Below are 17,884 nucleotides of genomic sequence, written 5' to 3' on the forward strand. Positions count from 1 at the left end.
AGTTCACCGCAACCCCGACGTTCTGTTCGCACAGCGACGAACTTTCGGACGGGGAGCCGGGGCTTACGTTCTTGCGTGGCAAACATTCGCTTGACACGAACGAAACATCACACGTATGAAGATAGATGTTTGGATGCGACTCCGCAATCCTCGACCTGAGGCGGTTACGGGGACCCACCACTCGATCGGCAGCGGCGCCGTACCGAGTGGCCGGACACGGCTGCCCCCACCTCGGGACGACGCGAGACGCCACCACCCTGATCGATAACGCTGGATTCGAGGGGCGCATCCCGACACCCTGCAGACCACGGAACGAGGACCCACCCCACGTCACGCTCTGTGACGACCCTCGGGGCTGACTGCCGTTGCGGCGGACGGCACGACGCGACCAGCACACCCGTGCCCCCACGCGTGTCCAGGAACGACCCTGGCGCGTCGCCGGGCCGTGGCCGCAATCCCGTTCCCGCCCGAACTAGGAGACGGCATGCGTCGCAAGACAATGCTCATCGGAGTGCTCGCCGGCCTGTTACTGTCGCTCGCGCTCGTTCCCCCGGCGTCGGCGGCACCCGCCTTCCGCGCCCTGCTCTTCACCAAGACCACCGGCTACCGGCACGACTCGATCCCCGCCGGGATCTCGATGTTCCAGCAACAGGCGGCGGCGAACAACTTCGAACTGGTACACAGCGAGGACGCGAACGTCTTCACCCCGGCCAACCTCGCGACCTTCGACGTCCTCATCATGTTCCAGACCTCGGGCATGGTGTGGACCTCGGCGGCCCAGCGCCAGGCGGTGGAGGGGTACCTCGCCAGCGGCAAGGGGATCGTCGCCGTCCACAACGCCACGGACATGGGCATCGAGGGCGAGTACCCGTGGTGGGACCAAACCGTGAACGCCGGTGCCCACATGCCGGAGCACTCCCCCGGCGTGCTGCCCGGCACCGCCATCGTCGCCGACAAGAAGCATCCCTCCACGGCCAGCCTTCCGGACCGGTGGAACCGCAGCGAAGAGTGGTACAACTTCGACCGGAACCCGCGCGGTGACGTCCACGTCCTGGTCACCGCCGACGAGCGGACCTACAACCCGGGCTCCCGGGCGATGGGACCGGACCACCCGATCTCCTGGTGCCGCAACGTCAGCGGCGGCCGGCTCTGGGCCACCGCGATGGGACACGCCGCCGAGTCCTACAGCGAGACCAACTTCCGCAACCACGTCCTCGGCGGCGTCAAGTGGGCCGCCGGCAACGAGCCCGGCGACTGCGGCGGCACCGTCTGGGGCAACTTCGAGAAGCGCGCCCTCGACGACAACACCGTCGACCCGATGGCACTGGCGGTGGCGCCCGACGGACGGGTGCTCTACGTCCAGCGGGGTGGGCAGGTGAAGATCTTCAAGCCGTCCACCAACACCACCGTCACCGCCGGCACGCTCAGCGTCTACACCGGCGGCGAGGACGGCCTCACCGGGCTGGCGCTCGACCCGAACTTCGCCAGCAACGGCCACGTGTACCTGTACCACTCGCCGGCGAACAGCACGACCGACGTCAACCGGGTCTCCCGTTACACGCTCACCGGCGACACACTGAACCTCGGAAGCGAGGCCCGGATCATCGACATCCCCGCCTACCGGGACCGCACCTTCCCCGAGCCCGGCCACACCGGCGGGTACATCGAGTTCGGCCCGGACGGCAACCTCTACATCGGCACCGGTGACGACACGCCGCCGAACCTCGACCCGAACTGGCAGGGCTACGCCCCGCTGGACTGGCGGTCCGGCAAGGCCAACCTCGACGCCGCCCGGAGCGCCGGCAACACCAACGACCTGCGTGGCAAGCTGCTCCGCATCCGGCCCTCGGCGAGCGGCGGCTACACCGTCCCGACGGGCAACCTCTACCCGCAGGGCACGGCGCAGACTCGACCGGAGATCTACGCGATGGGCTTCCGCAACCCGTTCCGCTTCTCGATCGACCCGGCCAACGGCTGGGTCTACCTGGCCGACTACGGGCCCGACCGGAACCCCCCGACCACCAACCGCGGCCCGGAAGGGCTTGTCGAACTCAACGTGATCAAGTCGGCCGGCAACTACGGCTGGCCGTTCTGCCACGGCAACAACCAGCCGTACGCCCCGTACAACCCGGACACCGGCGTCGTCGGCGCCAAGTTCAACTGCGCCGCGCCGGTCAACAACTCGCCCAACAACACCGGGCTGACCAGCCTCCGGCCCGTCGTCGCGCCCCAGATCTGGTACGGCTACGGCAGCTCGCCGACCTTCCCGGAACTCGGCTCCGGCGGCTCCGCGCCGATGGGCGGCCCCGTCTACCGGTACGACCCGGCGAATCCGTCCGCGACGAAGTTCCCGCCCTACTACGACGGCGTGCACTTCTTCTACGAGTGGTCGCGCAATTACATCAAGGAGGTGCACTTCGACTCGGCCACGACGGTCACCCGGACCAACCCGTTCCTGCCGGGCGGCAACTTCAACAAGCCGATGGACCTGGAGTTCGGCCGGGACGGCTCGCTCTACCTGCTGGAGTGGGGCACCAACTTCGGTGGCGGGAACAGCGACTCCGGGCTCTACCGGATCGACTACATCCAGGGTGGACGATCGCCGATCGCCAAGGCAACCGCCACCCCCACCAGCGGAAACGCGCCACTCACCGTCCAGTTCAGCAGCGCTGGCACCGTCGACCCCGACCCGGGCGACACGCTGCGCCACGAGTGGACCTTCGGCGACGGCACCACCTCGACCGCGGCCAACCCGTCGCACGTCTACACCGGCAACGGCAACTACACGGCCCAACTGAAGGTCACCGACAGCACCGGAAAGTCCGGCTTCGCGAACGTCCAGATCACCGTCGGAAACACCGCCCCGGTGGTCACCATCACCGTCCCGGCCAACGGCGGCATGCTCGACTTCGGCGACAGGGTGCCGTACCAGATCAGTGTCTCCGACCCTGACGGCACTCCGGTCGACTGCACGCGCGTGGTCCTCAACCCGGCCCTCGGCCACGACGACCACGCGCACGAGACCACGGAGTACCCCGGCTGCTCGGGCACCATCTCCACCGACCTGCTCGGCGGGCACCCCGACGGCGCCAACCTGTTCTACGTACTCAACGCGAAGTACACCGACAACGGCGGAGCCGGCGGTGCGGCCCCGCTCACCGGTCACGGGCAGGCGATCCTGCAACCCAAGCACAAGCAGGCCGAGTACCACACCAGCCAGTCCGGCACCCGGATCGTCGACCAGGCCGGCGCGGAGAGCGGCAAGCGGGTCGGGGACATCTCCAACAACGACTGGGTGGCGTTCACCCCGATGAGCCTGTCGGGCATCACGAACGTCAGTTACCGACTCTCGTCGCCGTCCGGCGGCGGCTCCATCGAGTTGCGCGCCGATTCGCCGACCGGCACCCTGCTGGCCACCACCCCGGTGCCGAGCACGGGCGGCTGGGACAACTACCAGTCCACCCCGCCGGTGAACCTCACCGCCCTGGCCGGGTCGCACCCGCTCTACCTGGTGTTCAAGGGCAGCGCGAACAACTGGTTCGACCTCGACTCGCACACCTTCGGCGGCAACGGTGTCGGGGTCCCCGCCACCGGCGGCATAGCGGGGCGGTCCTGGACGCTCACCGCGCAACACAGCGGCAAGCTGATGGACGTCAGTGGCGTCTCCACCGCCGACGGCGCCCAGATCCACCAGTGGGCGGCCACCGGCGGCAACAACCAGAAGTGGCAGGCCGTCGACGCCGGTGGCGGTGCGGTCTACCTGAAGGCCGTGCACAGCGGCAAGTGCGCCGAGGTCACCGGCGGCTCCACCGCGCCGGGAGCCTTCCTCCAGCAGGCCACCTGCAACAACGGCAACCAGCAGAAGTTCACCGCCACACCGACCGGGTCCGCCGGAACGTACACGCTGAAGAGCGTGCCGAGCGGGCTCTGCGTGGACGTCAACGGCGCTGCCACCAGCGACGGAGCCCGGCTGTTGCAGTGGAACTGCCAGAACAGCACCAACCAGCAGTGGCGGCTCAACGCGGTGTGAGGCCGGTCGCGGCTGTGCCGCGGTAGCCAGGGGCGATCGGTCGGGACCGGCCTGGCGAACAGGAGCCGGTCCCGACCGGACCGTCGACGTCGGTCCGGTCACCCCGCCTGCCGTCCGCAGCCGGTCGATCTCGACCAGTCCGGACGTCCCGGGGCGGCTACTCGCCCGTCATCGGCCCAGCCAGCCCCCGTCGACGGGCAGCACGATCCCGTTGACGTAGTCCGAGGCCGCCGACGCCAGGAACACGGTGGCTCCGCCGAGGTCGTCGGCACGACCCCACCGACCCGCCGGGATACGCGCGAGAATGGCACTGTCACGATCGGGGTCGTCGCGCAGGGCCCGGGTGTTGTCGGTGGCGATGTAACCGGGTGCGATGGCGTTGACGTTCACCCCCCGGGGCGCCCACTCGTTCGCCAGTGCCCTGGTCAGCCCGGCCACCCCCGACTTCGACGCGGCGTAACCCGGTACGGTGATGCCGCCCTGGAAACTCAGTAGCGACGCGGTGAAGATGATCTTTCCGCGACCGCGCTCGACCATCGTCCGGCCGATCTCCCGGCTCAGCACGAACTGGCTGCTCAGGTTCACCTCGATGACGTGGTCCCACATCTCGTCCGGGTGCTCGGCGGCCGGGGTACGCGCGATAGTGCCGCCGTTGTTCACCAGGATGTCGATCGGCCCGAGTGCGATGAGGTCCCGGGCCAACCGGTGTACCGCCGCCCGGTCGGCGAGATCGGCCCGCAGCGCGGTGAACCGCCGGCCGGCCGCCCGTACCCGGCGTTCCACCTCGCTGCCCGCCGCCTCCATGCTGGCCGAGACGCCTACGACGTCGGCGCCGGCCAGGGCCAGGGCCTCGGCCATGGCCAGGCCGATGCCGCGCCGGGCGCCGGTCACCACCGCGGTCCGGCCGGACAGGTCGAACGGGGTGCTCACCGGGCTTCCTCCCGCCAGTCGAGCAGCACCTTCAGCACACCGCCGCCAGCCTCCAGGGCCGTGAACGCGGCGTTCACGGACTCGACGGGTTCGATCCGGGAGATGAGTTGTCGCGCCGGAATCGCGCCGGACGCGACCAACCGGATCGCCTCCGCCATGTCGGCCTGTTGGTAGAGGCGGGCGCCGAACAGCTCCAGCTCGCGCCAGAAGAACCGGTGCAGGTTGACCTCCCGGGGCCGGGGATGGATCGCCACCATCACCAGCCGGCCCCGGGTGGTCAGCACGTCGACCGCGGTGGTGACGCCGGCCGCCGAGCCGGAGACCTCGAAGGCGATGTCGGCGCCCGCGCCGTCGGTGCGGTCGTGCACCAGCGCCACGACATCCGTCGTACCCGGGTCGACGGCCTCGATCCCCATCCCGGCTGCGGCGGCACGCCGGAACGGGTCCGGCTCGACGAGAAGCACCCGCCCGCCGCAGCGCCTCGCGACGGTGGCGACGAGTACCCCGACCGGCCCGCCGCCGATCACGACCACCTGGTCGTCGGCGGTCACCCTCCCCCGCCGGACGTCGTGCACCGCGACCGCGACCGGTTCGACGAGTGCCGCGTGGTCGAGCGGCAGTTCCTCGGGCAGCGGCAGAACCAGGTTCGCCGGGACGTTCCAGAACGACTGCATGGCGCCCGGCGAGTCGATGCCGAGGAAGTCCATGGCGTGGCAGATGTGGGAGTTGCCCCGCCGGCACGCGGCGCACTCGCCGCAGGAGCGGGTCGGCATCACCGTGACGGCCTGGCCGACCGACCAGCCGGTGGTCTCCGCCCCGACTGCCGCGATCCGGCCGGACATCTCGTGTCCGATAACTGCCGAGGTGCCGACCCGGGCATCCATGTCGCCGTGGAAGATGTGCAGGTCGGTGCCGCAGATCCCGGTGTAGGCCACCGCGATGCCCAACTGGCCACGACCCGGCGGCTCCGGGTCACGATCCTCGACCCTGAGGTTGCCCGCCCCTCGATAGACGACTGCCCTCATCGATCCTCCGTCTCGGTGTTCGCTACGTCGCTCGGCCCGTCCACGACAATCGTCCGGCGGTCGCTGGTCCAGTGGCGTGCGGTCGGCGACACGTCTTCAGTGACGTGCGGTCGGCGACACGTCGTTGTGGGAGTGCGGTGCGCCGGAGAACCGGCGTACCGCAGCGACGCCGTCGATCCCCGCCAGCAGTCGCCGTCCGGCCCGCTCGGGCCGGACGTGGGGGCCGTCGGACGTCTGCGCCGACGGGTGGGTGATCTGCCGGATCCGCTCCTCGTCGACCCGTACGCCCAGGCCGGGCGAGTCACCGAGCACGAAGGCACCGTCTTCGACGTGCAGGTCGATGGAGACGCCGACCGGTGGTGTCAGGTCCTGCAACTCGCTGGTCAGGTGGTTCGGCACCGAGGTCGCGGCGTGCAGCAGCCCGACCGGGCTGTTACCGATCGGGCTGACCGGCAGGTCGTGGGCGTGTGCCAGGGCGGACGCCCGCAGGAAGTGGGTGACCCCCCAGACGGCGGCCGTCTGCACGATGTCGACCGCACCGGCGGCGATCAGTGGGCGGTACTGCTCCAGCCCGGTGAGGTTCTCCCCGGTGGCGACCGAGGCGCGGATTCCCCGACCGACCGCGGCGAGACCCTCGGCGTCCCAGCGCCGGACCGGCTCCTCGATCCAGATGAGGTCGAGGGTGCGTTCCAGTTCGCAGACGTGCCGGACGGCCTGCTTACGGGTCCAGGCCTCGTTAACGTCGAGCATCAGGCCCGGCCGCAGCCCGTGCCCGGCCTCGGCCAGCACATCCCGGACCAGGCAGAGGCGATGCCTGTCGCGCGCGATGTCGAGGCCGCCCTTGAGCTTGGCCGCGCGCAGGCCGTACCGGGCGTAGCCCTCGTACGTCGAGACGAGTTCGTCGTCGGTCAGCCCGATGTCCAGGCCGGACGCGTAGGCCGGAACCCGCCGGTCGCGTCCACCCAACAACCGCCACAGTGGCTCGCCGGCCAGCTGTGCCTTGATGTCCCACAGGGCGGTGTCGAGCGCGCCGATGGTGCCGAACACCGGGCCGGCGTGCCCCGCCTTGAAGGTGTGCCGCAGCATGCGGTCGTAGAGGGTCGTCACGGCGCGTGGGTCCTCGCCGTGGATGGCCGCGAAGATCCGCTCGATCTCGACGTGCGGCCCGAGGCCGACCCCCGAGATGCCCTCGTCGGTCTCGACGAGAACGATCTCCACCGGCACCACCCCGTCGGCGAAGACGCCGTTGGCGTCACCGACCGGCCGCCCCCATTCCTGCACCGTGGCGAGTGTCCGATATCCGGTGATCCGCATGTCAGCCCTTCGTGGAACCGGCGGCGACGCCGTCGGCGATCTGGCGCTGGAAGAACAGGTAGACCACCAGGACGGGAAGCGCGGCGATCAGGACCCCGGAGGCGAAGGTGGGAATGTCGTCGGAGTACTGCCCCCGCAACGAGGTCACGCCGACCATCAGGGTCCGGTGTTCGGCCGAGGGCATCATCACCAGCGCCATGAGGACGTCGTTCCAGCAGAACAGGGCGTTGAGGATGCCGACCGAGAGCAGTGCCGGGGTACCCAGCGGCAACATGATCCGGCGGTAGACGCCGTACACGCTGTTGCCGTCGATCCGGGCCGCGTCGATGATCTCCGGCGGTATGGTCCGGTAGTAGCTCGTCATCAGGAAGACGGTGAAGGGCAGGAACTGGGCCACGTACACGAGGACCAGCCCGGGGTAAGTGTCGAGAAGCCCGCTGTCCGCCATGATCCGGGCGAGCGGCACCATGATCACCTGGAATGGCACGAAGAGTCCCGCGAGGCAGCCGAGGAACAGCGCCGTCGAACCACGGAACCGCAACTGGCTCAGGGCGAACCCGGCCATCGAGCCGAAGAGCAGCAGCAGGACCACCGACGAGGTCACCACGAGCAGCGAGTTGACGAGATAGCGGCCCATCCCGACGCTTGTCCACGCCGTGGCGATGTTCTCCCAACGCACGGCGTCGGCCAGGGAGAACCGGTCGAGGATGTAGTCCCGTCGGGTCTTCATCGCGACGTTGGCGGTGAAGAGCAGCGGATAGATCGTCGCCATCGCGAGCAGCGCCATCGGGATGGCGACCAGCCACCGGCCCAGCCGGATCCGAGACATCACTCTTCCCTTCCCGCCCGACTGAGCAGCTTGATCTGGAGTAGCCCGATGACAAGCATGATCACGAAGAGCACCGTCGACGCGGCCGAGGCGAGGGCGGGCCGGCTCAGCTGCCCCTGCTGGATCCAGATGTAGTACTCCGGCAGGTAGGTCGACCCCTCCGGACCGCCGCTGGTCATGACGTAGAGCAGGCCGAACATGGAGGTCAGCATCCCGATCATCGTGGTCACGAAGACGAACTGGATGGTGCGGGACAGCGCTGGGATGATCACGTGCCAGATGACCTGGGGCAGCGACGCCCCGTCCACCCGGGCCGCGTCCAGCAGCGCGGCGTCCAGGGTGGCGAACCCGGCGAGGAACACCACAAGGGCCATTCCGAAGGTCGCCCAGACGTGTACGCCGACCACCACGAACATCGCGACGTCCGGGTCCCCGAGCCAGTCCACCGAGCCGACGCCCACCGACCCGAGGGCGGTGTTGAGCGGACCGTCGAAGGCGAGCAGCAGGTTGAAGATCGCCCCGACGATGACCGGAGAGAGCACCGCCGGAAAGAAGTAGACGCTGCGGTAGAGCCGGTGACCTGGCACCCGGAGGTAGATGAACGTCGCGAGCAGCCCCGGCACCGCCACCGCCACCGGCAGCAGCAGCACCAGCAGTCCCACGTTGCGCAACGCGGTGCGGAACAGCGGATCGCGGAACAGTTCCAGGTAGTTGTCGAGGCCGACCGCCACCCCGTTCCGCACGCCGTCGCCGGTGAAGGAGAAGTTGACCCCGAGAAGCAGCGGATAGAGCCGCAGCAGCACGATGATCAGGACAGCCGGAGCCAGCAGTACGTAGGGAGCGAGGCGTTCGCCCCGCAGGCCACCGGCGCGGCGGGTGGCGGTCCCCGCCGCCGGGTCGGTCCGACCGGCACGGGCCGGTCGGACCGACGGTACGTTTCCGATCGGCACCGGCTCAGCCCGCCTGGTCGGAAGCGGCCAACTGCTTCACCGCCTCGTCGACGGTGATCGAGCCGCCGAGCAACTGCTGGGAGAGCCGACCCATCAGGTCCAGCGTCTTCGAGGAGAGCGCCACGTGCAGCGCCGGCTTGCCGCCGCTGATCTCCGAGACGAGCGTCGCGACGGCCGGGCCGCCCTGCGACACGTCGATTGTGGTGTCGGCGGCGATCGCACCGGCCTCGGCGTAGAAGGCCTTCAGCGCGTCGGTCGAGGTCAGTGCCCGTACCAGGTCGGCGGCGACCTTCGGGTCCTTCGTCCAGCGGGCGACCCCGTAGCCGATACCGCCGTCGTACGGAAGGCTCGGGGTGGTGCCGGCGGTGACGACCGGTGCGTCCATCACGCCGAGTCCGTCGGCCGTCAGGAACTCGTTGAAGTCCTTCCAGTGCCCGACGTCCGACATCAGCCCGATGACGTGAGCGGCTTTGCCGGACTGGAAGAGCGCGAAGGAGTCGTTGAACATCGCGGTCGAGTTCGCCCCGTCGTTGTTCAGGCCCGCGTCGCCGGCCTCCTTCCAGAGTTGGAAGACCCGCTTGACGTTGGGCGAGTTCCAGTCGCGCTTGCCGGCGATCCAGTCGTCGTACTCCTGCGCGGTGAGGATGCCCGACCCCAGGCCGGAGAGCCAGAACTGGATCCCGGCCCCCTCCTTGTTGCCGAGCGCGAAGCACTTGGCCCCGGCCTTGGTGATGGCGGCGCAGTCGGCGACGAACTCGCTCCACGTCCTGGCCGGGTTCGCCGGATCGAGTCCGGCCTTCTGGTAGAGCGCCTTGTTGTAGTAGATGGGATGGCCCTGTAGCGTCACCGGGCCGGCGTAGACCTTGCCGTCCTTGGTGAACGCGTCCCAGCCGGCCAGCCGCTGCCGGTCCTCGGCCACGTACTCGTCCAGCGGCACCAGGGCGTCCACCCGGTCACGAATCTGGCCGCCCCCGTTGAACAGGATGACGTCCGGGCCCTTGCCGGACTGGATCGCCGCACCGAGCAGCGTGTAGTACTGGTCGAAGGGCTGGGCGACGAACTCGACGGTCACGCCCGGGTGCTTCTTCGCGAACTCCGCCTTCGCCTTCTCGACATAGGCTTTGGCGGAGGGCTCGCCGGACTTCCAGTCCCACACCACCAGCCGGCCCTCCGACCCGCCGGGCGACGAGTCCGTTCCGGTGGCACTTCCACAGCCGGCCAACGCCAGTCCCACAACGAGGACGGCCGACCACATTGCTCGTTGTTTCATCGTTGTCACCCTTTGAACGTGGGTGGTCGGCGCGCCGACCGTCCAGGCGTCAATATTGATCGGAAACGTAACTCGTATGATGTCTGCCGTCAACGGTCACCCGTACACTGGCGCACGGGCAGCGGCCATCGCGCGGTCAGCCCACCCGGAGGGGGACATGACGCCATCGCAGGAAACCGCCGTGAATGCTTCGACGCCCCCGGCCTGGACACGTCGACCGACCAACCTCGCGCACGCCGTCACCGCCGAGCTGGTGGAGCGGATCGTGCGTGGCGCGCACCCGTCGGGGACGTCACTGCCCCCCGAGCCGGTGCTCTGCGAGACCTTCTCGGTCAGCCGGACCGTCGTCCGGGAGGCGGTCAAGATCCTTCAGGAGAAGGGACTGGTGCAGGTCCGCCAGGGCGCCGGCACCATGGTCACCCCGCCGTCGTCGTGGGACATGCTCGACGAACTCGTACTCGGGGCCACCATCGCCGAGGACGACAGCCTGGCCATTCTCGACGACCTCGTCGTCACCCGCCGGGTGCTGGAGTCGGACATGGCGAACGTCGCCGCCCGGCTGGCCGACCAGGAGACCGTCGAGCAGTTACGCGCACTTGTGCAGCGGATGGACGAGGTCGTCGACGACACCATCACCTATCACGAGCACGACCGCGCCTTCCACGACACGATCATGCAGGCCTCCGGCAACCGCATCGCCCGCGGCGTCGTACGCGCGTTGGAGAGTCAGGTCGTCAACACCGCCAGGTACATGGGCCGGACCGAGCGTGCGCTCTGTGTCGCGTCCAACCAGGGTCACCGGCGCATCTACGAACGCATCGCCGCGCAGGATCCGGACGGCGCCGCCGAGGCGATGTTCACGCACATCACCGAGGCCTGGCTCGTCCGGCGCGGCGGAACGAGCAGCCCCAGTCGTCTCCAGCGGTGACATCCCGCCCGGGCGGGCTCGCGGCGCACAACGGGGTGCCGGCACCCTGCGCCTCGCGAGCCCGCCCGGCGGGCCGCCGCAGCTCGCGGAGGGCAACTGCGCTTCCGTCAGGAGAAGCCAGCTCGCCTCAGGAGAACTGCGCTCGATCCGGAGACTGCACTCGGTCAGGAGAACTGCGCGAAGAACCGCCAGATCTCACCCTTGGTCCAGGTGGTGATGCCGCTCTCGGCGTAGGTCCCGTCCACCGGCCCGGGCATGTGACCGTTGTCGAACGCGGCCCACTGCACCGGATACCCGGACCGGCAGCCCGAGTAGGTGGTGGTGATGTGCGCCCGGCTGCCCGCCGCCGGCTCCGGTGGGCTCTGGGCGGTGCAACCGTTGTTCCGGACGAAGGTGTCCCGCAGCGACCGGCCCTGCGAGATGTTGAGGACGTTGTCCGAGATGCCGTGCAGCCCGAAGTACGCGATCGGCTGGGTACCGCCGCTGCACCCGCTGATCTGTGCTCCGGCGATGACCGCGACCGCCCGGAACATATTCGCCCGCGCGCAGGCGAGCGCGTAGCTCATGCCGCCGCCCCAGCTGAAGCCCAGGGCGAAGCGCTGCCTCGGGTTGACGCAGAGGGCACTCTCGATCCGCTGGATCATGTCGTCGACGAAGGTCACGTCCTCGCCGCCGGCATTGCCCCAGCCGTTGCCCAGCCCTTGCGGCGCGACCAGGATCGCGCTGTTGTTCGACTGCTCCTGCTGGCCGTAGTAGGACCAGGCCGTGCCGCTGGTGCCGCCCGAGGAGATCTCCTGCATGGTGCCGCCCCGCCAGTGGAAAGCGAAGATCAGCCGGTACGGGTTGGCGTTGTTGTAGTTGGCCGGCACCCGCAGGATGAAGGAGCGGCTCTTGCCGTTGCTCTGGATCGTGTAGGTGCCGCTCGACATCGTCGGGGCCCTGCCACAGCCGGTACCATCCGGCGGCGGGTTGCCGCCGTCGACCCGGGCGAGCTGCCACTGCTGGTTCGCGCCGTTCCAGTCGGCGTACTGCACGACGTTTCCGCCATCCGCCGTGGATGCGCCCTGCACCTCGGCCACCTTGCCGCTGTGCCGGCTGATCAACCGCACGTACCCCCCGTCGGAGTCGGCCAGCCGGAACTGCTGGTTTGCCGCGTTGAGGTCGGACCACTGCACGATCGCGGCACCGTCTGCGGTCGACCAGTTGTTTACGTCGAGCACCTTGCCCGAGTGTCGGGACTTCAGCCGGTAGTAGCCCCCACCCGAGTCCACGAACTGCCACTGCTGGTTGGTGCCGTTGTTCCGGCTCCACTGGGTGATCCGCGCACCGTCGTTGGTGGCCGAGGCGTACAGGTCCAGTGCTCTGCCGCTGTTCCGGTTCACCAGGACGTACCAGGCGTTGGTGTCCACTGTCGCCGCCGACGCGGGCGCGGCGTTCACCGCCACGAGCGTGCCGGCCGCGACGATTGCCGCCGCGGCGACGGCCAGCCCTGACCGCCAGCGATGTCTGTGTGCAGAGCCGGGACGAGCCGTTGTGGCCTTCATGTTCCGCTCCTTCGCTCGGGGCGCACGCGAGCAGAACGCACGCGGGCGCCCGGGGGATGTGCCGCTGTCGGGTGGTGGTGTCGGCACGATTGATGGTCCGGGGGGATCGACGGGGTAACCGCCGCCAGGATGGCCGGCGTGCCAGCGGCCGGCGATCGTGGCGGACCGGCGCGAATCGCGCTGCTGGGCCAGGGCTCCCGGCAGCCCTGGCCGCCCGGCAGCCTTCCCGCGAGATTCAAGTTAGCGCTCACATCGTCATACGTCAAACGATTGTTGTCGATCCCCATCCCTTTGCGCCGGCACCGACGAACCGGCCGGGAACGACCGGGGGCAGCGTCGGGACGGCAGCCGCCCCGGGCACGTCGCGCGGTCGGTTACCCGGTGCCGTTCGGCACCCTGCGGGCCAGCCGGTCGCGTACCGCCGGCACGATGCCGTGCGGCAGGAACATCACCACCAGCACGAGCAGGATCGCGTAGACGGCGTAGGAGAGCACGCTCGGCGCGTAGCCGGGCATGCCGGGCTGGGTGCCGAGCGTGTTGAGCACCTGGACGAGCAGGATGATCGCGGTGGCGCCGACGAGGGCGCCCCAGAGCGTGCCGAGCCCGCCGACAACGGCCATCACCACGTACTCGATGGAGAGCAGCACCGGGAACGAGCCCGGCGCGAGATAGCCGAGATAGAAGGCGTAGATGCCGCCGGCCAGGCCGGCGAACGCGGCGGAGAGCGCGAAGACGGTGAGCCGGTAGCGCCCCACCGGCACGCCACAGGCCGCTGCGGCGGTCTCGCTGCTGGCCAGGGCGTGCAGGCCACGGCCGGGCCGGGAGGCGACGATGTTGCGGGCCACCAGCAGGGTGAACACGACGGCGCCCCAGACCAGATAGGCGTAGGAGATGTCGTCGGCGAACTCGTAACCGCCGACCGACAGCCGTGGGATGCCCTGTAGTCCGATGGCCCCGCCCGCCCAGTCCGCCCGGGCGACCAGCGACAACAGGATCAGTTGCATGGCGAGGGTGGCGAAGGCGAGGTGGTGACCGCGCAGCCGCAGCAGCGGTACCCCCACGACGACCGCGAAGGCGGCGGAGACCAGTGGCGCGGCGAGCAGGCCGAGCACCGGTGGCAGGCTGTGCACGCTGAGCAGGCCGGCGGTGTAGCCGCCGATCGCGTAGAAGGACGCCTGCCCCAGCGAGATCTGGCCGGCGTACCCCATCAGCAACGACAGCCCGACGGTGACCATCACGGCAAGGCCGAGCAGGATGTAGACGGTCAGGTGGCTGCCGGAGAGCAGCGGCGGCAGGGCGAGCGTGCCCACCGCCACCGCCACGACCGGCGCCACGGCCGGCAGCCGCCGCGCCATCAGGCCGGCTCCCGCTCGGCCACCGGCGTCCGCACGGCCTGCCTCAGCATCACCGCGAGCAGCAGCACCAGCGCCACCTCCATCTGGTACGCGGCGTTGCCGTAACCGGCGGCGAAGGACTGCGCCACGCCCAGCAGCAGTCCGCCGACGAGGGCGTGCAACGGTCGCATCAGTCCACCGAAGACGGCGGCGGCGAAACCACCGATGATCAACGTGACGTCGTAGTCGAAGGTGACGAGCTGGATCGGCGTGACGAGCACCCCGGCGAGCCCGCCGAGCGCACCGCCGATACCGAAGGCCAGCAACCCCATCCGGCGGACGTCGATGCCGACGACCCTGGCCGCGTAGGGGTTGGAGGCACAGGCCGAGAGCGCCCGGCCGATGTCGGTGCGCGCGAAGAGCGCGGCCGTGCCGGCGAAGACGACCGCCGTCACACCGATGATGAGCAGGTAGTGTGCCTGGAAGCGGACGCCGGCGAGGTCGACCGCACCGGGAACCCCGGCGAACGACCGGGGCTGGTCACCCCAGATCAACACCTCGACCGCGTACGCGAAGACGGCCAGCCCGAGCGTGATGATCAGTGACGCACCGGGCGGCGTACCCGGCCGGCCGATCGCTACCAGCCCGACCAGCAGCCCGGCACCGGCACCTACCGCCACGGCGGACCCCTCGGCCAGGCCGTGCGGAAGCCCGCTGGCCAGCAGTGTCGACGCGGTCATCGCGGCGATCACCGCGAACGAGCCCTGGGCGAAGTTCACCACCCGGGTGACCCGGTGCACGACCACGAGACCGCTGCCGACGAGCGCGAACGCGCAGCCCCCGCCGACACCGGTGATCAGGTACTGGAGGAACTCCGTCACCCGGCCACTCCCAGATAGGCGTCGGCCACCCGTGGGCTGGCGGCCAGTTCCGCCGCGGTACCGGCGGCGACGACCCGCCCCGCCTCCAGGACGTACCCCCGGCCGCACAGGTCGAGGGCGAGCCGGGCGTTCTGCTCGATGAGCAGCACGGCGAGACCGTGTTCGGCGTTCAGTTGGCGCAGGTGCCGCACCAGATCGGCGACGACGAGCGGGGCGAGGCCGAGCGAGAGCTCGTCAACCGCCAGCACGTCCGGCCGGGCCATCAGCGCCCGGCCGACGGCCACCATCTGCTGTTCCCCGCCGGAGAGCTGACCGGCGCGGCGGCGGCGCAGCGGGGCCAGGCCGGGCAGGATCTGGTAGATCGGGCCGGTGTCGCGGTTGCGGATGCGCCAGCCGCCGAGCCGGAGGTTGTCGTCGACGGTGAGGTCGGGAAAGACCTGACGCCCCTCGGGTACGTGGGCCAGCCGGCCGGAGATCGTCACCGTACCGCCGGCGGGTCGGCGGATTCCGGAGAGTGTGTCGACAAGTGTGGACTTCCCCGCGCCGTTGGGGCCGATCAGCGCCACCATCTCCCCGGCCGCCACGGTGAGGTTGACCTCGTGCAGCGCGACCGCGACGCCGTACCGGACGGTGAGGTCGACAACGTCGATCACGCGGACGCCACCGTCCCGAGGTACGCGGCGACGACCGCCGGATCGGCCCGGATCTCGGCGGGAGTGCCCTCGGCGATCACCCGACCGAGGTCGAGTACGGTCACCCGGTCCGCCAGCCGGGTCACGAAGGCGACGTCGTGCTCGATGACCACCATGGACAGACCGTCCGCCTTCAGCTCCTCGAAGAGCCCGGCCAGTGCGTCCCGCTCGGCCGCCCGCAGACCGGCCGCCGGCTCGTCGAGCAGCAGCAGGCGAGGGCGGCCGCAGAGCGCGCGGGCCACCTGGAGTGCCCGCTGCTGCCCCAGCGGCAGCGACTCCGCCGGCCGGTCGGCCCAGTCGTCGAGGCCGACCCGGGTCAACGCCTCCCGGGCGCTGTGCCGGATCTCCCGCTCCTCCCGGCGGTGCCCGGGGAGCCGGAACACCGCTCCGGCGAAACCCACTCGTGTGACGGCGTGCGCGCCGACCATCGCGTTCTCCAGCGCCGTCATTCCCCGAAAGATCCGGGCGCCCTGGAAGACCACCCCGATGCCGAGCCGAGCCCGGCGGTGCGCCGGCAGCCGGTCCAGCCGGGTGCCGGCCAGCTCGACCGTGCCCGTACGCACCGCCAACTGGCCGCCGATCAGATTGAACAGCGTGGACTTGCCGGCACCGTTCGGCCCGATGACGGCACGCAACTCCCCGTACCCGACGTCGATGTCGACCTCTCGCACCGCGTACACGCCGCCGAAGGCGTGCGAGACACCGGCGACCCGCAACAGCGGCTCGGTCACCTGCCCGCCACCGAGGCGAGTTGCTCCCGCGCCCAGTCGGTGGGGACGAACGCGCCGCCCTGCACCGTGTTGACCGAGATGTAGTCGGCCTTGAGGCCGGCGTGGTCGGTGGCGCTGTAGGTGTAGGTGCCGTTCGGAGTGGTCACCGTCAGCCCCTCCAGCGCGTCCCGGATCTTCTCCCGGTCGGTACCGCCGGCCTTCTCGATGGCGGCGACGAGCAGCCGTACCCCGCTGTAGCCGTCCTGGGCGAACTGGGGTGGCGGGTACCCGTACTTGTCCCGGAACGCGCCGGCCAGTTCGTTGATCGCCTGCTTCTGTGCGCCGTCGGGAAGGGTGTCGCCGACCACGCCGATCGAGCTGGCCACCACCGCACCCTCGGCTGCCGGACCGACCGGGTCCAGCCAGAGCTTGCTGGCCTGGGCACCGGTGAAGACCACCGGCACGTCGAGTCCGGCGGTGGCGTACTGCTTGGCCAGCGCCACGCCCGGAGCGCCCGTCGCCCAGACCACGAGTGCCTGTGCCCCCGAGGAGCGCACCTGGTTGAAGACGGCCGAGAACTCGGTGGTGGTGGTCTGGAATTCCGGGGTGGCGGTGAGAGTGACGCCGTGGCCGGGCGCCTTCTCCCGGGTGCCGTCGAAGCCGGCCTTGGCGTAGGAGCTGCGGCCGTCGTACGCCACGGCGATCCGGGTGATGTTCTGTGCCTTGAGGTACTGCAGGATCCGGTCCGCATAGGTCGCCGAGGTGGCCGGCACGACGAAGACGTACGGATGCACCGGGTCGACCTGCTCGTCGGCCGGGGTGAGCGAGATGTACGGGATCTTCTCCCGGTCGACCAGCGGGATGGTGGCCAGAGCGGAGTTGGAGAAGGGCGAGCCGATCACGGCCGCGACGTCCCGGCCACGGAGGTCGTTGAAGGCCAGCACCGACTGGTCGGGCTGGCTCTTGTCGTCGCGGACTATGAGCTCCACGGTGCGGCCGAGCACTCCCCCGGCCGCGTTGATCTGCTCGACCGCGAGCGCCACGGATTTCTCGTTCTCGGTGCCGAGGGGTGCGTAGTTGCCGGTCAGGGAGACGATCTGGCCGACCCGGATCGGGCCGTCGCCGTCACCTGCGGACGGGTCGTCGCCGCAGCCGGCCGTGGCGACCGCCACGACGAGCGCGACGGCGAATACGGCGGTACGTCGCACGGTTGCCTCCCACCACGAGGGAAAGCCTGTCACGGAGACGCTAGACATCTATCGCACGCCGGTCAACATTCATGCCTAACGTTATTCATGCCCGGCGCTCGATGCGGGACGGCGGCTCCGGCCTGCGTCGGCCGGCTCGACCCGGCGGTCCCAGGGCCGCAGCGGGCAGCACGGGAGCCGGGCCGGCCAGGCTCTCGACACCGGCTCGACGCAGGCCGACCGGCCGCACGCCGACACTG

Annotated in this window: 14 protein-coding genes; 2 read left to right on the forward strand and 12 right to left on the reverse strand. The window is 70.0% G+C overall.

The features are described 5' to 3' along the window. The first annotated feature begins 484 nt into the window (after nucleotides 1-484). Entirely contained in the window at nucleotides 485-4,030 is a 3,546-nt protein-coding gene (locus CLT71_RS08160) for a ThuA domain-containing protein (protein ID WP_101366576.1), read from the forward strand. Nucleotides 4,031-4,198: 168 nt separating this feature from the next. Here the strand turns inward: CLT71_RS08160 and CLT71_RS08165 are convergent, their stop codons facing one another. From CLT71_RS08165 to CLT71_RS08190, 6 genes are all read right to left on the reverse strand, one after another. Further along, a complete protein-coding gene (locus CLT71_RS08165) occupies nucleotides 4,199-4,960 on the reverse strand; it encodes an SDR family oxidoreductase (protein WP_101366577.1) in 762 nt (253 codons plus the stop codon). Then, nucleotides 4,957-5,985, reverse strand: a complete 1,029-nt coding sequence (locus CLT71_RS08170; protein WP_101366578.1) for an alcohol dehydrogenase catalytic domain-containing protein — start codon at nucleotides 5,983-5,985, stop codon at nucleotides 4,957-4,959. Before CLT71_RS08170 ends, CLT71_RS08165 begins: the two co-directional genes overlap by 4 nt. A gap of 96 nt (nucleotides 5,986-6,081) precedes the next feature. After that, nucleotides 6,082-7,299 carry a mandelate racemase/muconate lactonizing enzyme family protein gene (locus CLT71_RS08175; protein ID WP_101366579.1) on the reverse strand — a complete coding sequence of 406 codons (1,218 nt, stop codon included), beginning with the start codon at nucleotides 7,297-7,299 and terminating at the stop codon, nucleotides 6,082-6,084. A 1-nt stretch (nucleotide 7,300) separates the two neighbouring features. Continuing rightward, nucleotides 7,301-8,128 (reverse strand): carbohydrate ABC transporter permease, encoded by an 828-nt coding sequence (locus CLT71_RS08180; RefSeq protein ID WP_101366580.1) that lies wholly within the window; start codon nucleotides 8,126-8,128, stop codon nucleotides 7,301-7,303. Then, nucleotides 8,128-9,078, reverse strand: a complete 951-nt coding sequence (locus tag CLT71_RS08185) for a carbohydrate ABC transporter permease (protein ID WP_101366581.1) — start codon at nucleotides 9,076-9,078, stop codon at nucleotides 8,128-8,130. The genes CLT71_RS08180 and CLT71_RS08185 overlap by 1 nt, the downstream gene beginning before the upstream one ends. Nucleotides 9,079-9,082: 4 nt before the next feature. Beyond that, nucleotides 9,083-10,348, reverse strand: coding sequence for an extracellular solute-binding protein (locus tag CLT71_RS08190; RefSeq protein ID WP_101366582.1), 1,266 nt, complete (start codon nucleotides 10,346-10,348; stop codon nucleotides 9,083-9,085). Between the two features lie 181 nt (nucleotides 10,349-10,529). Here CLT71_RS08190 and CLT71_RS08195 point away from each other — a divergent pair, with 181 nt between their 5' ends. After that, entirely contained in the window at nucleotides 10,530-11,276 is a 747-nt protein-coding gene (locus CLT71_RS08195; RefSeq protein WP_486483137.1) for a FadR/GntR family transcriptional regulator, read from the forward strand. Nucleotides 11,277-11,440: 164 nt separating this feature from the next. Here CLT71_RS08195 and CLT71_RS08200 read toward each other — a convergent pair whose 3' ends face one another. From CLT71_RS08200 to CLT71_RS08225, 6 genes are all read right to left on the reverse strand, one after another. Next, nucleotides 11,441-12,820 carry an RICIN domain-containing protein gene (locus tag CLT71_RS08200; RefSeq protein WP_101366584.1) on the reverse strand — a complete coding sequence of 460 codons (1,380 nt, stop codon included), beginning with the start codon at nucleotides 12,818-12,820 and terminating at the stop codon, nucleotides 11,441-11,443. Nucleotides 12,821-13,194: 374 nt separating this feature from the next. After that, nucleotides 13,195-14,175, reverse strand: coding sequence for a branched-chain amino acid ABC transporter permease (locus CLT71_RS08205; protein WP_101366585.1), 981 nt, complete (start codon nucleotides 14,173-14,175; stop codon nucleotides 13,195-13,197). After that, nucleotides 14,175-15,035, reverse strand: coding sequence for a branched-chain amino acid ABC transporter permease (locus CLT71_RS08210; protein ID WP_101366586.1), 861 nt, complete (start codon nucleotides 15,033-15,035; stop codon nucleotides 14,175-14,177). The genes CLT71_RS08205 and CLT71_RS08210 overlap by 1 nt, the downstream gene beginning before the upstream one ends. Next, the gene (locus CLT71_RS08215) at nucleotides 15,032-15,688 is read right to left on the reverse strand and encodes an ABC transporter ATP-binding protein (protein WP_101366587.1); all 657 of its coding nucleotides are present in this window, start codon (nucleotides 15,686-15,688) and stop codon (nucleotides 15,032-15,034) included. The genes CLT71_RS08210 and CLT71_RS08215 overlap by 4 nt, the downstream gene beginning before the upstream one ends. Further along, nucleotides 15,685-16,458 (reverse strand): ABC transporter ATP-binding protein, encoded by a 774-nt coding sequence (locus tag CLT71_RS08220; protein WP_486483138.1) that lies wholly within the window; start codon nucleotides 16,456-16,458, stop codon nucleotides 15,685-15,687. The genes CLT71_RS08215 and CLT71_RS08220 overlap by 4 nt, the downstream gene beginning before the upstream one ends. After that, nucleotides 16,455-17,645, reverse strand: coding sequence for an ABC transporter substrate-binding protein (locus tag CLT71_RS08225; protein ID WP_486483139.1), 1,191 nt, complete (start codon nucleotides 17,643-17,645; stop codon nucleotides 16,455-16,457). The genes CLT71_RS08220 and CLT71_RS08225 overlap by 4 nt, the downstream gene beginning before the upstream one ends. Nucleotides 17,646-17,884 lie beyond the last annotated feature (239 nt).

The organism is Plantactinospora sp. CNZ320, from assembly GCF_002846275.1.